Annotated in this window: 7 protein-coding genes and 1 tRNA gene; 2 read left to right on the forward strand and 6 right to left on the reverse strand. The window is 66.5% G+C overall.

Annotated features, from left to right (window positions below; translation table 11 throughout):
• Positions 1–10 precede the first annotated feature (10 nt).
• The 5 genes from GC150_12720 to GC150_12740 form a co-directional block, all read right to left on the reverse strand.
• On the reverse strand, positions 11–3,523 hold the full coding sequence (locus GC150_12720; GenBank protein MBI1385765.1) for a DUF11 domain-containing protein: 3,513 nt from the start codon (positions 3,521–3,523) through the stop codon (positions 11–13).
• The gene (locus tag GC150_12725; GenBank protein MBI1385766.1) at positions 3,523–9,360 is read right to left on the reverse strand and encodes a DUF11 domain-containing protein; all 5,838 of its coding nucleotides are present in this window, start codon (positions 9,358–9,360) and stop codon (positions 3,523–3,525) included. Before GC150_12725 ends, GC150_12720 begins: the two co-directional genes overlap by 1 nt.
• Positions 9,361–9,387: 27 nt before the next feature.
• Positions 9,388–12,120 carry a DUF11 domain-containing protein gene (locus tag GC150_12730; GenBank protein ID MBI1385767.1) on the reverse strand — a complete coding sequence of 911 codons (2,733 nt, stop codon included), beginning with the start codon at positions 12,118–12,120 and terminating at the stop codon, positions 9,388–9,390.
• Between the two features lie 510 nt (positions 12,121–12,630).
• Complete coding sequence (locus GC150_12735; protein MBI1385768.1) at positions 12,631–13,146, reverse strand: DUF11 domain-containing protein; 516 nt, start codon at positions 13,144–13,146, stop codon at positions 12,631–12,633.
• Between the two features lie 187 nt (positions 13,147–13,333).
• The gene (locus tag GC150_12740; GenBank protein MBI1385769.1) at positions 13,334–14,704 is read right to left on the reverse strand and encodes a hypothetical protein; all 1,371 of its coding nucleotides are present in this window, start codon (positions 14,702–14,704) and stop codon (positions 13,334–13,336) included.
• Positions 14,705–14,915: 211 nt separating this feature from the next.
• Here GC150_12740 and GC150_12745 point away from each other — a divergent pair, with 211 nt between their 5' ends.
• The gene (locus GC150_12745; protein ID MBI1385770.1) at positions 14,916–15,428 is read left to right on the forward strand and encodes a hypothetical protein; all 513 of its coding nucleotides are present in this window, start codon (positions 14,916–14,918) and stop codon (positions 15,426–15,428) included.
• 50 nt (positions 15,429–15,478) lie between these two features.
• Here GC150_12745 and GC150_12750 read toward each other — a convergent pair.
• Positions 15,479–15,553, reverse strand: a tRNA-Val gene (locus GC150_12750).
• 241 nt (positions 15,554–15,794) lie between these two features.
• Here GC150_12750 and GC150_12755 point away from each other — a divergent pair.
• Positions 15,795–18,665, forward strand: a complete 2,871-nt coding sequence (locus tag GC150_12755) for a molybdopterin-dependent oxidoreductase (GenBank protein MBI1385771.1) — start codon at positions 15,795–15,797, stop codon at positions 18,663–18,665.
• The last annotated feature ends 48 nt before the right edge of the window (positions 18,666–18,713 follow it).

The following is an 18,713-nucleotide window of genomic DNA, read 5'->3' on the forward strand; positions in this document are numbered from 1 at the left end:
CAGGTCCCCGTCACGGGTCGAGCTGCACCCTGAACCGCACCTCGCCCGACGTACCCGGTGTCATGGAGCCCGTGCAGACCCATTCGAGGGGCCCACGATAGCCCGCCGCCCCTCCCCCGGCCGGTGTGACGACGGTGCAGGTCATGCCGGCGGGCGTTGCCGTGATCGCCGGGAGCGCTGCGGAAAGGGATGTGAAGACCGGCGTCTTGTCGAGGACGCGGACATCGAAGGCCGGTCCCTTGCCAGGGTTGGTGAAGACGACGGAATATTCCAGCACTTCGCCGGGCCGGGCAGCGTTCGAGCTTCCGAACGAACCTGCCTGCGTGACGTTGCGCACGCGCTTGGCGATCTCCACTTCCGCGCGCTCGACGACGGTGACGGCGTCCGTGTTGCGCTCCTCGTCCGTCACGGCCGTGGATGTGAAAGCGGTTTGCGCCAGCACATCGTAGCCGAGCGTCGCGCCTTCCGGAGCCCCGGCCGCAACGACGACGCGGACGAGGAGGCAGACCACGTCGCCGGCAGCAACGGCAACGGGAGCCGCGACGGGACCTTCTCCGGCACCGACGGCGCCGTTGCAGTCGGCATCCAGAAAGAGCGTGGTGGAAAACGCCACCGGCGGCGCGCCGGTGAGGTCGGCGAGGGAGAAGGTTACGGCGGCGGCGCTGCTCGCGGTGTAGGTGTGGGCGAGCAGCAGCGTGCTGCCCGCCGTTGCGCTCGAGGCCCGCGAGACCGTCAGGGTCGGTTCGGCGATCTCGCCGAAATCGATCCCCGCGTAGGTCACGACCGCGGCCGGCGTGAAGGTTATCTCCCCATCCGTCGTGGAGGGATTGACGAGACCGGGCAAGGCGCCGGGACGCTCCGATATGCGCAGGTGCGCCGCCGCAAGCCCCGTGCGGAGCGTCACCGCACTCCCGACCGCGGCCGGTGCGAGCACGATGCGATAGCTTCCGTCGCCGGCCGTCGTGGCCGAGCCGAGCAAGCCGCCCCCGCCATCGAACGCCTCGACCTGGAGCCCGCCGAGACCGGTTTCACTCCCGTTGACAACGGCGTCGTGCGCGGTACCGCCTCCCGCGCCATTGTCGGCAAAGATGCGACCCTCGACGACCAGATCGGTGCGAACGACGGTGACCTCCGCCTCGTCGTCGTCGGCGATCGTGTCGCCGAGATCGTCGTCGCCGAAGGAGAACGCCGGATCGCTGTCCGGATCGCTCCGATCGCTCGCCGTGATCTCGGCGCGGTTCGTCAGGTCGCCCGTCGGGAGCACCGTGGCGACGATCTGGAGCGAGGCGGAGCCTCCGGCCGACACGGCACCGACGGTCCAAAGTCCCGTCGCAGGATCGTACGTTCCGGCGCCCGCATGCGAGACGTAGGCGAGGCCGGAGGGGAGCCTGTCGGTGACCTCGACGGCGCCAACCGCTGCCGGACCCGCGTTGGCGACGTTCAGCGTGTAGGTCACGGTTCCACCCGTTGCCGGTGTCGGATCATCGACTGTCTTGTGCAGCGAAAGGTCGGCGGTCGAGATGGGACAGATGTTGTTTGCCGCTAGTTCGACCTGCTGGACCGTGAGAGCAAAACCGCTCGTCACGTGGATCAGGCGCCTGTCGCCGGACGGCTCGGGGTCTCCAGGATTTGCCTCCACGCTCCCGGTATATGTGCCACCGGGCGAGGCGATCGCTGCAGCCGTGGCGACCGCGGCGTTGAAGGAGACGAACGAAAAGGTCGCACCCTGGCTCTTCATCGAGTTGTAGGTCGTAAAATTCGAACCGTCTCCCAGCTCCTCCGCCGAACCGGCCAGGTCGATCATCACCGAGCAGCACGGCACCGCGGCATCGCGGACGGCATCGGTGAAGACGAGGACGTGCAGCGGGTTGGTCGTGGCCCTGTCCAGTTCCTTGATGGGGCTCGCGATCAGGGGCACGGTGCTCAACGCATTTCCGTCGAGCGCGTAGCGCAGGTGGTGGATGGCTCCCGCCATGTAGTCCTGGATGTAGCTGGTGTTGAATGCACCACCGGTTCCGAACTGACGGATCGGCGCGCTCACCGGGGCGCTCGAGAAGTTGCGCTCGATGTAGACGTACTGGCCTCCATCCGTCGCGGCCGTCGTTGTAGGCCCGCCATAGTGTGCGATCGCGATGCGATGGTTGGGATTGCGTGAGAGGAATTCGGCGGCGACGCTCGTGATCGCCGTCTGCATCTGGGCATATTCTGCCGGCGAGATCGAGCCGGAGTTGTCGAGGATGAAGAGCGCATCGGTGCCCGCTTCGCACTGTGCGCCACCGCCGGCGATCGGGCCGGGCGGAGCGAGCGAGGCCGTGATCACGAGGCTCGTCTCGTCGTCGTCGGCGATGCCGTCGCTGCGATCATCCACCGTGAAACCGGCGTTGGTGGAGGAATCGGGGTCCGCGAGACTCGTCGAAATGATCTCCGCTTCGAATGTCGCGCTACCTGCCACGGTCACGTCGAGCGTCAAGACGATCTGGGCACTGCCACCCGCCGGAATAGCGCCGATCGACCAGACGCCGGTTCCGCTGAGATAGGTGCCGGTTCCAGCCTGGCCGGCCAAGCCATAGCCCACGGGAAGCGGAAGTCTCGCGGCGACGCCGGTTGCGGCATTCGGTCCGGCGTTCGAGACCGTGAGGGTCAGTGTCGTCTGTCCACCGACACTCGGGGTCGCGTTCGATGTCACCGCGGCAATCGAAAGGTCAGCGGTTGCATCATAGGAGGCGAAACACTGGGGATTGAGCAGGCGGCCCGAGAGCGCATCGGCCGCGAACTTGAAGACGTTGACGACGAACTTGGCCTGATCGCTCACTGCCGTCGGTCCGGTCCCGATCGCGCCCGAGCCCGAGTTGCCGAACATGTCGGCGTCGGCCGTGAAGATGAACTTGGGCGTTGTCAGGCTGTCGGTGGTGGCCGCCGCCGAACCGCCGACGTTGTGCGTTGCAAGCACGCTGTCGGTAGGAACCGTGCCGATCGAGGTGGAGGCACCGCCGAACGTCGCAACCCCGAGTGCGCCGCCGCACGTCAGCGGGTTGTAGGAGAGGAGAGAATTTATCGAAACGCCGCCGTTCGCGATCGAGGTCAGGGAGCGACCGAACTGCAGGCATGTGTTGTTGGTCGGATAGTCGCAACCGCCGATCACGAAGCGATTGCCGGCGTTCGCCCAGCTGAAGACCTCCGCACCCTCGGTGGCGTTCATCTGTGGAGAACCACCGCCGATGAATATGTCGCAGCCGGTCGATGCGAGATTGACCGCGGTGATGGTGGGAAGAGACGAAAAGACGAAGCTCTCCGGCGCGGCCGAACCCGAGGACCCGAAGTAGGCGGGATTCTCCAGCTTGGCGCGTGCGTTGGCGAGAATGGCGAGGTTCATGTCGAGCTCGCTGTTCTGCTTGGCGCAGACCCTGTAGGTCTGGGCGAGAGCCTGACCTGGAGCGGCGAGGCTCAGAAGGACGAAGAGCAGGAGCCCCGCCAGGACGCTCGCGGCGAGACCGCCACAACGGAATTTCTCAGCCATTGCCATCACTCCCCACCATCGAAAATGTTCCACGTCTCGCTATCGAGCTTGGCGCGCACGCGCACGTGGAAGCCCTTGTCCTGGATATCCCTGATGCGCTCCTCCTCGATGTCCGCGAAGGTGTAGCCGACGCTCAGCAGCATGTTCTCGGTGACGGCAAAGCCGATCTCGGCACCGAGGCCGGTGTGCGTCGTGCCGACCCAGGGATCGTGGAGAACAACGCCATCGAGCGCGAGCGACAGGCGCTCGTCGAGGTCGATCTCGAGGCCCGCCGTCAGCAGCAGCGTGAGGCTGGTCGCATCGATGTCGTCGTGGCTCGCCGCGTGATGGCGACCCGCATGGCGCAGCCGAAGCCGCAAGTCGTCGCTCATCTGATACTCGCCCCCGATCGACCAGGAGTGTGACTGCTCCCTGCGCTCCTCGCTCGCATCGTCGTCGTACTCGAAGCCGTACCAGGCGAGTGCCGACCAGGCGCTCGCCTCACCCGGCCGCCATGCCGCTCCGAGCCGCATGCGATCGCGGATACGATCAGCATAACCCTCCGTCACCGCCAGGCGGTTCTGCAGGAGAAGCGTGAAGTCGCCGAACCGCCAGCCGAGGCCGGTGGCGAGGTACCAGGCATCCTCCTGCCGGCCGTGACGCCATTCGAGGTCCTGATCGAGGAGAATTCCGGCGATCACGTCATGGTGGGTGTAACCGAGGGCGACGGCCGTGTTCTCCTCGTTGCGCGCATCGTCGGAGACCGGTGCCACGTGCTCGACGTTGGCCCGCAGCCGGTCCACCTCGGTGATCTCCCACTGGCCCCGAACGCCGTTCGCGACGGCGCCGACCCCGATTTCCATTCCTTCCGCGCGGTACTCGACGAACTGGGATATCTGCGGGGACCAGGCATACTCGACGCCGAGCTTGGATGCGAAGCGCTCGCGTGCGTTCTCGGAGAGACCGAAAAGACCGCCATCGCTGGTCGACAGCTCTCCCGTGAAGTAGACGCGCAGGTCCGGCGACCACTGATAGGCGCCCTCGAGCCGCGCACGATGCTGGTTGCCACCGTCGATCCTCCGTTCGCCCTCGATGCCGACGACGAGGCCCGGAACCTCGGCCGGACGCCACGTGGCGCCGACAATGGCCGAGCCGACCTTCTCCTCTCCGGCCGGACGCGCTGGGTCGCTGGTCCGCACGACACGCGCGCCGGCCCGCAACTCGATCTCGCTCGAGGCCTTCCAGTGCACGAGCCCCTCGACGCCGTCGCGGCGCGCCCCGCCGGTCGTGTCGCGGGAGTGGAGGACCTGCGCCGTCGCGCGCACGCCCTCCCCGAGCTGCTGCTCGGCGACCGCGCGCAGCTCGGCACGGCCCGGAGAAACGCGCGATCCCGGAACGTCGAAGCCGCGATCGGTGCGGGCGGCGTCGAGCCTCAACCGGGTGCCTCCCGAGGTGACCTCGTAGGAAGCCCGCCAGCCGCTACCCTGCGCACCGACGGCGTTTTCGGTCCGCGAGAACTCCACTTCGGCACGGCCGTAGACGCCGAGGTCGGCGGCGGCGAATGCCGAGCGCACGGACCGGCGGTCGCCTGTCAGGGCATCGGCGCGCGCGTGGACCTCGCGGTAGCCGGCGACCAGACCGTCGGCGACCTCGATGCGAGCCTCGCCGCCGTAGAGCCAATAGCGCTTGCCGCCCCGGCGCGTCTCGTACGTCACCCGAATGAAGAGCGGATCGAGACGATCATCGAAGGAGGCGATCGGGGTGTCGAAGAGAAGCGTTCCGGTGAAATAATCGATCGAGTAGTCGTTGCCGCGACGCAACGTCACGGCCTTGATGATCACCTCCGGCTGGTCGCGATCGCGGGTGACGATCTCGACGCGCTCGGAATTCTCGACATAGTCCGTGAGGTCGACTGCGTAGGGACCGGAGATGCCGCGTCCAGGGATCTCCTGGATAACCTGGTCGCTCGCCGTGCGGGCAACGAAAAGATCGATCGTGACCGGACCTTCCTCGACATGGGCGTGCGCGCCGGTTGCCGCGCGCCGGTAGGCGCCGAGGCCTATGGCATTGCTGGACGGTGCGATCTCGAGGTCGCCGTAGAGGATGTAGGATTGGCCCTTCTCCACCTTGACGAACAGCGGCCCGTCGGCCTCGGCCTCGAAGCCCCGCTCGGAATTGTCTCCATAGACGGGGTAATACTGATCCGGCCGGACGTCGCGGAACAGGCGGTCCTCGGTGTCACGGTCGCTCTGATAGCGCAACGTGAGCAAGGCCTCGCCGGCAATGCGCCCCTTGAGGAAAAGCTCTCCGCGCGCACCTTCGACGGTCTTCTCGAAGGCGCCGAGCCCGTCACGTTCGACCAGGTGATCCAGCCCGACACGCGAGCCGTCGAGGCGGATCGCGCCTTCCACCACGCCGACCAGCATGCGCTGCTCGATGTGAGGCTCGAGACGAATGCGGGCGCGCGCCACGCCGAGGCCCGAACGCGCCACGATCTCGTGCGTACCCGCCAGAGCTGGTGGAATGAAATCCACGATCGCCTCACCATGATCGACGTAGATCTGATGACCCGGCTCGCTGTCCCTGATGTCGCGCGCATCGAAGCGGCCGCGCCGGGCCTCGAGGGTCAGCTCGACCGGCGCGGCAGTCGGGCGGCCGTGCGCATCGAGGATGCGGACCACGAGCGGGATGGGCGTCAACGGATCGGCCTTGGCCATGGCCGGCGCGATCAACTCGATGCGTGCCGGCGCGCCCGGAGCGTAAACCGTGATCGCGTGAGCACCGCGCTCGTTGCCGAAGGGGTCCGTGACGACGAGCCGCAACGTCGTGCCCCCGCCGGAGAGCCGAACGGCGATATACTCGACGGCCTGCACGCCATTGGCGGAATCGACCACGCGCTGGCCGATGCGACCGGAGGGAATACGTACACCGTCGACCTCGAGGGCGAGGCCGACCTCGGCCGGTCCCTTGACCCGGACGTTGACGACGCCCTGGGCGAGTTCGTCGCCATCCACCAGATCGAGGAAGCCGAGGCTCGGCGAGAAGGATGAAATCTCCTGTTCGAGATCCCGGGTCGCCGGGATGACCCGCTGCGGCAGGCGCACGGCCGGCAGCTCGATCGCACGCCACTCGCCGCATGCGGCGGGTCCACCACGGATCTGGCTGTCGGTGGCGCGGCTCTGCTCGCGGCTCGCCCCGTTCGGACGGGTGACCGAACTGTCGAGCGGCAGGTCGGCTCGCAAGTGCTGCTCGTCGAGTTCGAGGGGCCGGAATTCAGCATTCCGTCGCGCGATCTCGTCGATCATGGCGGGCGAGCACGGACCGATCGGGAAATCCTCCTGGCGGATCTCGCCGCGGCGCAGGTCGACGAGCCGGGTGCCCGGGGCGCCCAGATCACGCACCCGCGCCTGCTTCACGAAGCCTCCCGACGGGAGTGTCGCACGGTCCACGGCAAGCGCCGAGGTGATGGCGCGCACGGCGGGAAGAGAATATTTTCCATCGATGTCGGTCACCACCGTGCGACCATCCGATAGCACGAGCCGCACGCCCGCGAGGCCGATCTCGTCCGGTCCCGACTGACGCGCGTCAGCGTCGCAGTCGAGGAATACCTTGCCGAGGATCACGCCTTCGCGCGCAAACACGCCGCCCTGCTCGTCGACGTCGACGGTGGCGAGCGCGGGGACCGACCGGACCGGCTGGGCGAGACCCGCCATGATGCCCTCGGCGACCGCCACATTGGTGCGCGGCCCCTGGCCGGCACTCGGCAGAACCTGGGCAATGTAGCTCACCGTCACGCGCCCGAGGCGAGCGATGTCCCCGACCTCGAACGTCAGTTCGCGCCCGGGCGCGCCCAACGGGTCCGCGAGCGCTGCGCCGTCGAGCCGGGCGCTGCCGGAGACGTAGGCAAAGCCGGACGGCAGCGTGTCCACGAGACGATTGCGCAGGAGCGCGAGATCAGAGCGGTTCGTCAGTGCCACCTCGTAGCGAACGAACTCACCGATCCTCACCTTCTGGCGGTTCGCAAGTTTTTCCACCACCAGGACACGGTCGGTCGCGGGATCGACGGGAATATCGACGCCGAATTGCGCCGTGGGCGCGGCCATCGTAAAGCTCCGCCCGTAGGACGCCTCGGCGTGAACGTTGCGCGCAAAACCAGTGAAAACCGTCCGCTGGGACGCGAATGTCAGCCGGTCGATGTCCGTGACCTCGATGACATAGCGCGCTTGCCGCAGTTCGCGGAGGCGATAGAAGCCGTCGATGTCCGTGGTTTGCTGTGAAATGACGCCACCGGACCCGTTCCGCAGAATGACGCGCGCGCCGGGGATCGGAGTGTTCGTCAGGGAATTGAAAACAAACCCGCCGGGGTTGACGATCAATTCGTCGTCGAGGGTCTCGCCACCGCAGACAGCGGAGGCCAGCACTCTGGTCGCCTTGGTGGCCGTCAGGGTTGCGTTTCCGGGTACGGCGGGTTGCTGCGGCTGAACGGGAAGCGGGGCGGCGCGGAAAACGCCCGAGTTCGGTGCGGTCTCGAACGCGATCACTGTCTCGCTGTCGCCATCTGGCGTCGAGCGAACGACGATGGTGACCTGATCCGCAACGGCGGCATCGAGGTTGCAGCGGCCATCCTCCAGCTGGAGATGCGCGTTGCCCTCGCCGGGGAGCGCGACCACATCCTCGAGATAAGTCCCGTCGACGAAGCGCAACCGGCCCGCAGGACCCGAAACCGGTGTCAGCACCTCGTTGGAGGAGAGACGAACGTGACCGCCCGTATCGTCCGGTTGCCAGGTTTCAGCGAGGTTTGCGATGGTGGTGGCAGCGGCGGTCGGATTGACGGAGACGGTGAAGGAGAGGTCCGTCGACTGGGCAACCGGATATGCGCGCTCGTAGAGGAAGGCCACGGCATCGACCGATGCGGCGTTGGCGGGTGCTGCGGATACGAAAGAAAAGCGGGGCGCCCCGAAGAGGTGGTAAAGGGGCTTGAAGTCGACGCTGTCGTCGATGCGCACGAAGGCGGTGTTGCGCGGAATGTCGTCGCGCACGAGAACGCCCGTGACGGCGGCGCCGTCGACGAGGAGGGACTCCCCCTCGAGGTCGGCATAGGGAGCGACGTCGGTGACGCCGTTGTTGCGGATGGCAATCGTATAGGTCAGCAGCCCGCCGCTCTCGGTGCGGCCGGCCGATGCGCGCTTGGCGAGCGTCAGGCCAGCCGGAGCGATCGTGACCGCCAGGGGAGCGCTCGCGTCGATGGCGTGATCGGGATCACGCGCCACGAGATTCGAGAGCGAGGCCGCGCCGTTGGCAAGAGCGGCCGGTGTCCTGAAGCGGACGTTGAACGACAACCGTTCGCCGACGGCGAGGGGAAATCTCGCTCCGGCGGTGACCTCGGGTTCGCCCGGATCGATCGCGCCGTTGCCGTTCGTGTCGAGGAAGATCGACACATTCGCGAGGTCGAAGTCGTCACTGCCGCTCTGAGGGAATGAAATCAGCGGAGAGAGGGCAACGTTACCGCGATTGGTCACGGTAAAGACGGCCTCGGCGATCTCGTCGGGCGAGGCGGTCATGCTCTGCGCCCTGCCGACCTCGAGGGCGGCAACCGCATTGACGATGGCGGTGACGCTGTTGGAGACGATGCGCTCGCGGATGCCGAGCCGCTCGTTGAAATACGTGGCCTCGGCCTGCCCGATGATCAGGTCTCCGGGAAGGGCGGGTCGCGCCGCGGAGGCGGAGGCCGTTGCGGAAAGCGTCGCCAAGGCGAGCGCGAGTGTTCTCAGCGTGCGTTTCATGGTCGGCGCCATCTCTGGTGGGTTGTGGACCGGAACTCGAACGCGCACTGACCCGGTGGCCGGGCGCGAACGCCCGACCATTTCTTCTCTCCAGCCTCGAAAGGCGGATCAGTTGTCGATCTGTACGTGGAACTCGAGCCTGCCGAACTGGCCGGGCGTCAGAGTGCCGATCGCGACGCTCAATTGCCCGGTGGCTTCGTCGGCCGGCGTGCTCGGGGCGACCGAGGCACCCGCACCGTTTCTCGCGCTCGCCGCGCAGCCGCCACCGCAGTTCTCGAAGGTCGTGTAGACCGGAACGCGATCGGTGATCTCCACGCTCGTGGCATCAGCGGTGCCGGTGTTCGTCGCCGTCACCCGATAGCGGATGCACTGCCCGGGATCGGCGGTGAGTTGGGTCAGCTGATAGCCGCCGATCGCACCCGTGCAGTTCGGATCGAGCGCCTGCTCCTTGAGCAATTCGACGTCGCCCGAGACGATCTGCACCGTGTCGCGCAGGGACCCGTCAGCCGGATCAGCATCGCTCACCGTCCCGCCGTTGAGCGAGGTGGAGATGGCAACCGTTCCGATCTCCACCAACCCGGGGGCCGCTGTCGCGGGAACCTGGGTGCGGTTGAAAATCGTAACCGACTGGCCCGGCGCGATGCCGCCCGGAATGTCGTCGATGTTGTCGATCGGCGGGTCCGTCGGATCGAGTTGGCCGTTGTTGTTCGCATCATAGAACAGTGTCGCCGACATCAGCGTGTTGCCGCTGACGCTGAGCGCACCCTCCGTGATGGTCACGTTGCCCTCGTTGGTGATCACGTGAGGCATGACGATCACCCCACCGGGAGCGGCCTGAGTGGTCTGAGGCACTTGGATCGACAGATCGACGATCTCGTTGACGACGACGCGATCGAGCTTGATGTCGAGGGAGCCGTTCGTCGGCGAGAACGCACGGAAGTAGATGTCGACGTTGCCCGGCGACGCGGTCGCCGGCACCCGAACCTCGGCGGTGAAATTCGCCGAGCCGCCGGCCGCAATGAGACCGGTATTGTTCACCTCGACGTTCGCGGCGTTGAGGAAGCGCACCTGGAAGTCGGCCGGCAGCCCCGCGCCAGGAGCAAAATTGCTGCCGGAGAAGGCGAGGTCGTAGCTCGAGGCACCGGCGCCGGAATTCTCCACCACGATCGGGAACACGGCCGTTGCGCCGGGGTCGAGCGTCACCGTCGTCCACGGATTGCCGGCGTTGTCGACGGCAGGGCCGTCGGCAAGGTTTCCGGCGTTCTCGATGTCGACCGTCTCACCGATCACGTCGGCCTCGAGCGAGGCGGTCGCCCCGTTCGAAACGGAGGGGTCGCTGGAAGCGGTCGCCACGACCCTTGCCTGCCAGGCCGGATCCGTCGCGGCACGGATGCTCGAAGCGTCATTGGGAAGGTCGACGCGCAGGAAGACCGTTCCGAGATGCTCGGCGCCGGGCGTTGCGAGATTGTCGGGCGAGAGCACCAGGTCGGGCCGGCCGTCACCGTCGCTATCCGTCAGCGGGACACCAGCCGCATCCGTCAACGTGAAGGTGGTCCCGGCCGGATACGCGTTGCCGGGCACGTTGTCGACGGAGAGGTTGAAGGTCTCGAGGACGTTCGAATGGTTGGTCAGGACGAACTCGAACGGAACCACCGCGCCCTGTGGGAATCCGCCGCCGACGATCGGCCCGCCGCTGCCATCCTCGCTGACGACGTCGTTGCCGAGCCCATCGGTGTCCGTCGAGGAGACCAGTGCCGTTCCGAGATTGGCTCCCTCGGGATCGGCTGCCGCGGCATTCGCCGAACGGTCGGCGAGCGAGACCGCGATGAGATCGTCGACCGCAATGACGGAGATATTCGATTCCACGGGCGGCCCGCCGTTGATCGTGGAGGCAGCGGTGTTCTCGATGGTCCCGGCAGCGCCGGCAACAACCACGGCCGTGAACCTCAGCGTGCCCGTGCGTCCGGCCGGCACGGAGGAAATCGTCGCCGTGACGGTCGCGGCGGACGTGGCACCGAAGTCGTAGGCAATGGTCTGGCCGAGGCCATTGGTGCCGTCGGTGCCGTCGGCGGGATCGTCGAGCGTGCCGCCATCGGACCAGGTCGCCGAGCCGGGCGTGTAGCTCAATTCCGCGGGCAACGTGTCGAGCAGCACGACGTTGGTCGCGCTGGCGAGGCCGACGTTGGCATAGGTGAGCGTCACGGTCACCGTGTCGCCGATCGCCGCGTTGGACGGCGTCATCGACTTGGTGAGTTCGATGATCCCGCTGGTCGTTACGCCGAGCGTATCGGTGACGATGTCACTCACGGTGTTGTCGTGCTGGCTGGTGGCGGTGACCGTGACCGTTTCGGTATCACCGGGAGCTGCGGTTGCCGGCAACTCGACCTCGATCACGATACCGAAGACGTCTCCCGGATCGAGCGACGGGGTTATGGTGATCGGGGTAAGGGTGTCGGGCACACCGTCCTTGTCCGCGTCGGGATAGATGCGGATGATCGGATCGATGGTGCCGGTATTGGCATCGACGGCGGTCAGGTCGAAAATATCGGGACCGTTGCCGTCGTTCGATATCGTATGTGGATAATAAACCTTGCCTCCGGGGCTGCCGCTCTTGGTCGTATCGGTCGCCACGTCGACGCCGGCAACCTGGTTGACGATCGTCTCCACGAGATTGGACCTGACCGTGACCGTCTCTCCAGCGGAATTCTGATAGGTGGCGAGCGCCTGGTTGCCGATGATGGTGTCGGCTGGTGGCGGTGCCGCCAGAGCCGTGCTCCCCATCAGGACCAGTGCGATCACCGCAAGCCCCGTCCGGGCCCGGGTCATCCTTCGCAGCTGCATTTCTCAATTCCCCTCAAGCATCTTCGGATCGTCTCGCGCCCGGTCGCGGACTTTTTCTCGAGCCGGAGGCGCACTCTCGGGGTAGGTGATTCATGGTGATAGCCACAACTATTGGTTGCATCACGGGATAAATTACGCCTCACCGACCGTGTGCTGCACGCAACAGTTGCGTACGCCGAACGTGGCCTGCCAGCATCGAGATCGCGGAGCGAAATGAAAAAGGCCGCCCGGGAGCAGGCGGCCGAGGGGAGCGATGATCATGCGGCAAGTCCGCGTGCACCCTCCCCGATCGACATTGAAGGGGCTTTTATTTGGACGCCAGCGGGCCGACAGAGACCGAGATCATCGGTCGGGACCCTTTCAATGGAAATTAAAGTAATGGAGCGGCAGGACCCGAAATAGCATCATGGCTGGGCCGAGCCCGATTTCGACGTGGCGACCGGGACGCCGCAGTTGCAGGCCGCGCGGCCGCGCGGCGCCAATCGACGCACGGCCCCTGCGCCTGCCGGTTCATTCGGAGACCTGGACACGATAGGCGTTGGCGGTCGAGGCGCCCTCGGCCAGTGGCTCGGCCAACCGCCAGCGGATCGAGCGGTAGTCCTCGGGCAGCGCTTCGACGCGGCGCTCCGTGCCGTCCTCGTTCCGGACGGTCTTGAAGGCCGGGAGCGCCTGCCAGTCCTCGCCGTCGACCAGCACCTCGAAGACATCACCCGGAGCGCCCGTCGCGCTGCCGGCGACGAAGGTGGTGCCCGCTGGGATCGGCCCGGCAACGATGAAGCCGGAAAGCGATCCGGCCGAAGTGTTGTGGTGCGCGATGCGGTATTCGATCACGTCGCCAGGGTCGACATTGCGAGCCGGCCCGAATTGCTCCGTTCCCTCGCTCGAGACCTCGACGAGGAAGGCTTCGAGCGAACTCTCGACCGGCGAATCGGCGACGCTGGTCGTGGCGTGCGCCTGGACCGCGAGCACGATGAAAAGGGCAGAGAGGCCGGCAACGAGGCGCGGCACGATGGGTTTCGCGAACATTTTTCAGCCTCAGGTTGTAGAATATCAGAACGCTACACATGCGTGTATTTCGCATCGCGCCTGATTCGGCAACCTGGAAGTGTAAATTTTTCCTTATGCAACCCCTAAGGCGTGCCTCGATGCATGGCGTGCGCGCCAGTCCGCGGGAAAACGGCCGGATGGGGGACGCTCGGCACCGGGGCGGCCGTCAATTACCGCGCGAGTGCGCAGTACCGGCGGCGCCGGTGCCGCCGGTGGCCGCCGCCGGCAATGGTGCCAGTCCTATCTCGGCCGTCCTGCCCGCTGCCGCTTCTTCGAAGGCCGTCAGGAAGCGGACGGACCCACAAAAGCTCATCTTCTTGGCGATGATGGAGGCGAGCCGCTCGCGCACCCCGCGGGCAGTGCGGCCGGCAACGACGGGGTTTCGCTCATAGCCGAGGCGCGAAAAGAAGTTCGACGAGGGAACATCGGCCGCGACCGGCTCCAGCATCTGGAGGCCCCGGCCATAGCCGACGAGGTTGAGCAGTTCGAGGTCGGCGGACGGCAGATTGCGGTAGCCCTTGTCGGCAGCGACCTCGACGATCCGCTTCAACTTGCGCGTCTGGATCATCGGTCCAATGTGGACGTCGAGGTTGAGCGCGTGCACGGCATGGCCGCGGCGCGTCTTGCCGAAACTCACGTATTCCTTCCAACCATTGCGGCCCGAGATGCGGCGGATATAGCTGCCGATGTCGCGCACCATGCGGCGCACGACCCCCGCTTTGTCGCGCAGGTGACCCGCCAACCGCTCGTCGGCGCCGAGGGCGCGACGTTCGAGTTCGGCCGCGAAGTCGTCTCCGTGCAGGTGCGTCATGGCAGCGGAATTGGCCGCCAGGAGCTGGGCATAGCCGAGGGCTGTGGAAGCGGCCCTGCCCTTGGGCGCCTGCGGGCGGCACTGCTGATCCGTCACGAAGATGCCGGACTGGCGGAAGTAGGGGCCGAGGCCACCGGTCTCGAGGGAATAGACGCCGACGACCTGCTCGGCGGTGAGCCCGAGCGCGAGCGACTCGCTTGCGTACTGGCGCATATAGTCCATGTCCGAGACGTGATGCGGCACGAAGGCGTATTCCTTCTCGGCCGCCGAGAGGAAATCTGCCAGCACCGGAAGCTCGTCGCCGGGCTTGGAAGGCTGCGGGGGCTTGGCTTCCGGGTCGCGGCATCCGGGCTTTGCGCGGCCGGTGTAGTCGGGCGGGAAGTTCTGAACGAAATCGTTCGCAACGAGGGTCGCGCCACGCTTCACCTTGTCGGCCCGTGCGCGCTGCAATTTGGCGATCTCGTTCCAATAGGTCTCGAGCCGGCGTGCGTGGGTCGAGCGGTCCTTGCGGTAGGCCGTCCAGGCGGCCTTGCAGGCCTCCGGCGAGATCGCCTTGGCCGCGAGCGCGGGAGCAGCAGCGCCCGCGAGCACGACCACGAGCAACAAGCCGATCGCGATGCCGAGGAGCGCCGATCGAGACCGAACCGAACCCGAGCGGGTCTCGCCGCGGCACGACGGGCCCCACCATGGCGCTGGCAAGTGTTCGCGCCCGCTGTCGCCCAACATGTCTGCCTCCCTCGCGGGCCATTCGGCCCGATGGCGCCGTTCGCCCGCCGAACGGCATGGGGCCTCGAACACCGCCACGCGGCCACTCGACGTGCCGGCCCGGGACACCGAATGTCGACAGTAAAGCCTAATGATATGCAAATCCTGTGGCAGAATTGCCCAGTTTCACGAATGTCTGCTGTCGATCAGACGGTAGCCGAGGGGGGATCGCATGAAAGGTTTGTCGACAGTCGAACTCATGGCCGTACTGTTCACGGGCATCGCCGGGCTCGCGTCGGCGGTGCAGGCCTATGTTTCGTGGGAGACGCGCGGCGAAGTATCGAGAGCCATCGTCTTTGCCCAGCGGATCGATGCCTGCTCGAAAGCGATGGCGGCGATCGAGCCGTTCGTTGCCAAGGCGCGGGCAGAGGGACGGGCAATCGTGGCGTCCGGGCAGCCCGGCGGCAATTACTCGCTCCCGCAGTATTTCTACCGAATGGCGGCGGGCAGCGCGAGTTTCGAGGCGGAACACAACCCGCGCGTCGGCGCGTGGCGGATCGCCGCGGCCGCGTACCGCATCGTCAGCCCGGCCGGTGCCCAGGAAGCGGTCGAGGACCTCGATCGCGCGATCACCGTCGACATCGCCGAAGGGCGCTATATGGACCAAGCCGAAATGCTTGCCTGGCTCGAGGGTCTCGAGGCGAACGCCGACCGGTTGACCGCGACATGCCGAGGCTGGGTCTAGGCGCAGGAGAACCCCGCTCCGGCGAATGGGCAACAGGGAGGGGCGACATCTGGTGGGCGCGGCTGGGATTGAACCAGCGACCCCTCGCGTGTGAAGCGAGTGCTCTCCCGCTGAGCTACGCGCCCGCCGATGGACGGAAGATGACGCCTAGGCGAGGGGCACCGGACTGTCAAGTCGCGGTCCCAAGCGTGACAGATCCGCCGGAATGAGGCCAGATGCCGGCTTTCGCTGGCTCCAGTGTGCCCTCGGGTGTTGGCCGCCAAGGGGATTTTACGCCACCTCGTCGGCGCCGCCCCGTCGCCTATTGCCAAGGCCGCGGGCCATGTGCTCGTCTCACCGCATTCCCAACATGGCGATCGAACAATCATGCCCGAGGCCCGCCACGCGCACGTCGACACCTCACCCAAGGTGGCCGACGAGATCAAGACGACCACGTGCTACATGTGCGCATGCCGCTGCGGCATCAAAGTCTACCTGCAGGACGGGCAGGTCCGCTACATCGAGGGCAACCGCGACCACCCGGTGAACAAGGGTGTGCTCTGCGGCAAGGGCGCGGCCGGGATCATGCAGCACCTCTCGCCCGCCCGCCTCAGGGCACCGATGAAGCGGGTCGGCCCGCGCGGCTCCGGCGAGTTCGTCGAAATCGGCTGGGAGGAGGCGCTGGCGCTGGCCACCGACTGGCTCGGCGAAGTCCGGGCGCGCGACCCCAAGCGCCTCGCCTTCTTCACGGGACGCGACCAGAGCCAATCGCTCACGGGCTGGTGGGCCATCCAGTACGGGACGCCCAACTATGCCGCGCACGGGGGCTTTTGCTCCGTCAACATGGCAGCGGCGGGGCTCTATACCTTCGGGGGCTCGTTCTGGGAGTTCGGCGAACCCGACTGGGAGCTGACCGAATACTTCATGCTCTGGGGGGTGGCCGAGGATCACGGCTCGAACCCGATCAAGAAGGGCCTCGGCAAACTCAAGGAGCGCGGCACCAAGGTCGTTTCCGTCAATCCGGTGCGCACAGGCTATGGCGCCATCGCCGACGAATGGCTCGGCATCCGGCCGGGGACCGACGGCCTGCTCGCCGGAGCCCTGGTCCACGAATTGATGGCAGCCGGCCGCATCGATCTCGACTATCTCGTGCGCTACACGAACGCCCACTGGCTGATCATTCAGGCCCCCGGGGCAGACGACGACGGGCTCATCGCACGCAATGGCGCGGGCCGGCCGCTCGCCTGGGACAAGGGCACGGGCGGCCTCGCGGAGGCCACCGCGAGCGGCATCGTGCCGGCGGTTGTCGGATCGTACACGCTCGAGGATGGGCGGCGCGCGGTGCCGGTGCTCGAACTCATCGCGCGGCGCTTCCTCGGCGAGGATTATTCTCCCGATGCGGTCGCCGGGCGGACCGGCATCCCGGCGGACACCATCCGGCGGATCGCGCGCGAACTCGCGGAGGCCGCCTTCGAGCGCGAGGTCGTTCTCGACGTCGCGTGGACCGATTGGACCGGCAAGCGGCACGACAAGATGATCGGCCGGCCGGTCTCGTTGCACGCCATGCGCGGTATTTCGGCCCACTCGAACGGTTTCCAGACCTGCCGCACGATCCACCTCCTGCAGATCCTGCTCGGCTCGATCGATTGCCCCGGTGGCTTCCGCTACAAGGCACCCTACCCCAAGAGCGTGCCGCCGCCCTTGAAGCCGCACGGTCGCCTCGACTCGATCAAGCCCAATACACCCCTCGGAGGACCGCACCTCGGCTTTCCGACGAGCCCGGCCGATCTCCTTCTTTGCGACGACGGGGTGACGCCCTGCCGCATCGACAAGGGCTTTTCCTGGGATGCCCCGCTCTCGGCGCATGGCCTCATGCACATGGTCATCACCAACGCCGGGCTCGGGGACCCCTATCCGATCGACGTCCTCTTCCTCTACATGGCCAACATGAGTTGGAACTCGGCCATGAACGTGCCGGATACGATCGGCCACCTCACGGCACGCGATCCTGTCACGGGCGACTATAAAGTCCCCAAGATCATCTATTCGGACGCGTACTATTCCGAGATGGTCGCCTATGCCGATCTCATCCTGCCCGACACCACGTATCTCGAGCGGTGGGACTGCATCTCGATGCTCGACCGGCCGATCTCGGAACCGGACGCGCCAGCCGATGCGATCCGCCAGCCGGTGGTCGAGCCGGATCGCGACGTGCGCGGGTTCCAGAGCGTGCTCATCGACCTCGGAGCGCGGCTGGCTCTGCCCGGATTCGTCACGCCGGAGGGTTCGCCACGCTATCCCGGCGGGTATTCCGACTACATGGTGAACCACGAGCGTGCACCCGGTGTCGGCCCGCTCGCCGGCTGGCGCGGCGCGGATGGAAAAAGCTTCGGCAAGGGCGCGCCCAATCCGGACCAGCTTTCTCGCTACATCGAGAACGGCTGCTTTCACGCCCACCACCTCGCGGAGGGCATGCGGTATTTCAAGCACGCCAACCGAGACCATCTCGAGTGGGCGCACTCGGTCGGCATGCACAATTCGACCGACCCGGTGATCTTCCAGCTCTACAGCGAGCCACTGCAGCGCTTCCGGCTTTCGGCACGCGGGCACGGGGCGCCACAGCCGCCGGCGAGCCACCGCGAGCGCATCGAGGCGTATTTCGATCCGCTGCCGTTCTGGTATCCGCCGTTCGAGGAGGAGATCGTCGGCGGGAGCGAATATCCGTTCCACGCGATCACCCAGCGCCCCATGCACATGTACCATTCCTGGGGCTCGCAAAACGCCTGGCTACGCCAGATCACCGGGCAGAACCGGCTCTTCATGAACCGGCAGCGGGCGGAGGCACTCGCTATCGCGGACGACGACTGGGTCTGGCTGACGAGCCACGTCGGTCGCGTCAAATGCCAGGTGAGGCTGATGGAGGGCTGCAACGCCGATACGCTCTGGACGTGGAACGCGATCGGCAAGCGGGGTGGCGCATGGGGTCTCGATCCCGACTCCGCCGAGATCAAGAAGGGCTTTCTTCTCAATCACCTGATCGGCGAACTCTTGCCCGAACGCGAGGGGGGATACCGCTACTCCAACAGTGACCCGATCACCGGACAAGCGGCCTGGTACGACCTGCGTGTCAGGATCGAAAAGGCCGCGCACGACGAACGCGAGACGAGTGAGCCGCGCTTCGAGCCAATCGCACCGATGCCCGACCGGGCGCCGGGTCTGATCCAGTACGGCCGGCAATTCGAGGACCAGAAACCGTGAGCACTTCAGGCTACACCTCACTGCCGGCGGGATTGCCCGTGCCGCAGG

This window comes from Hyphomicrobiales bacterium, assembly GCA_016125495.1.
Classification (GTDB): domain Bacteria; phylum Pseudomonadota; class Alphaproteobacteria; order Rhizobiales; family RI-29; genus RI-29.

What these genes read in the sequence shown, in the direction of transcription:
- GC150_12725 (MBI1385766.1), bottom strand. Translation starts at nt 9,360, where the DNA reads ATGGTCGGGCGTTCGCGCCCGGCCACCGGGTCAGTGCGCGTTCGAGTT.
- GC150_12720 (MBI1385765.1), bottom strand. Translation starts at nt 3,523, where the DNA reads ATGGCAATGGCTGAGAAATTCCGTTGTGGCGGTCTCGCCGCGAGCGTC.
- GC150_12745 (MBI1385770.1), top strand. Translation starts at nt 14,916, where the DNA reads ATGAAAGGTTTGTCGACAGTCGAACTCATGGCCGTACTGTTCACGGGC.
- GC150_12740 (MBI1385769.1), bottom strand. Translation starts at nt 14,704, where the DNA reads ATGTTGGGCGACAGCGGGCGCGAACACTTGCCAGCGCCATGGTGGGGC.
- GC150_12755 (MBI1385771.1), top strand. Translation starts at nt 15,795, where the DNA reads ATGCCCGAGGCCCGCCACGCGCACGTCGACACCTCACCCAAGGTGGCC.
- GC150_12730 (MBI1385767.1), bottom strand. Translation starts at nt 12,120, where the DNA reads ATGCAGCTGCGAAGGATGACCCGGGCCCGGACGGGGCTTGCGGTGATC.
- GC150_12735 (MBI1385768.1), bottom strand. Translation starts at nt 13,146, where the DNA reads ATGTTCGCGAAACCCATCGTGCCGCGCCTCGTTGCCGGCCTCTCTGCC.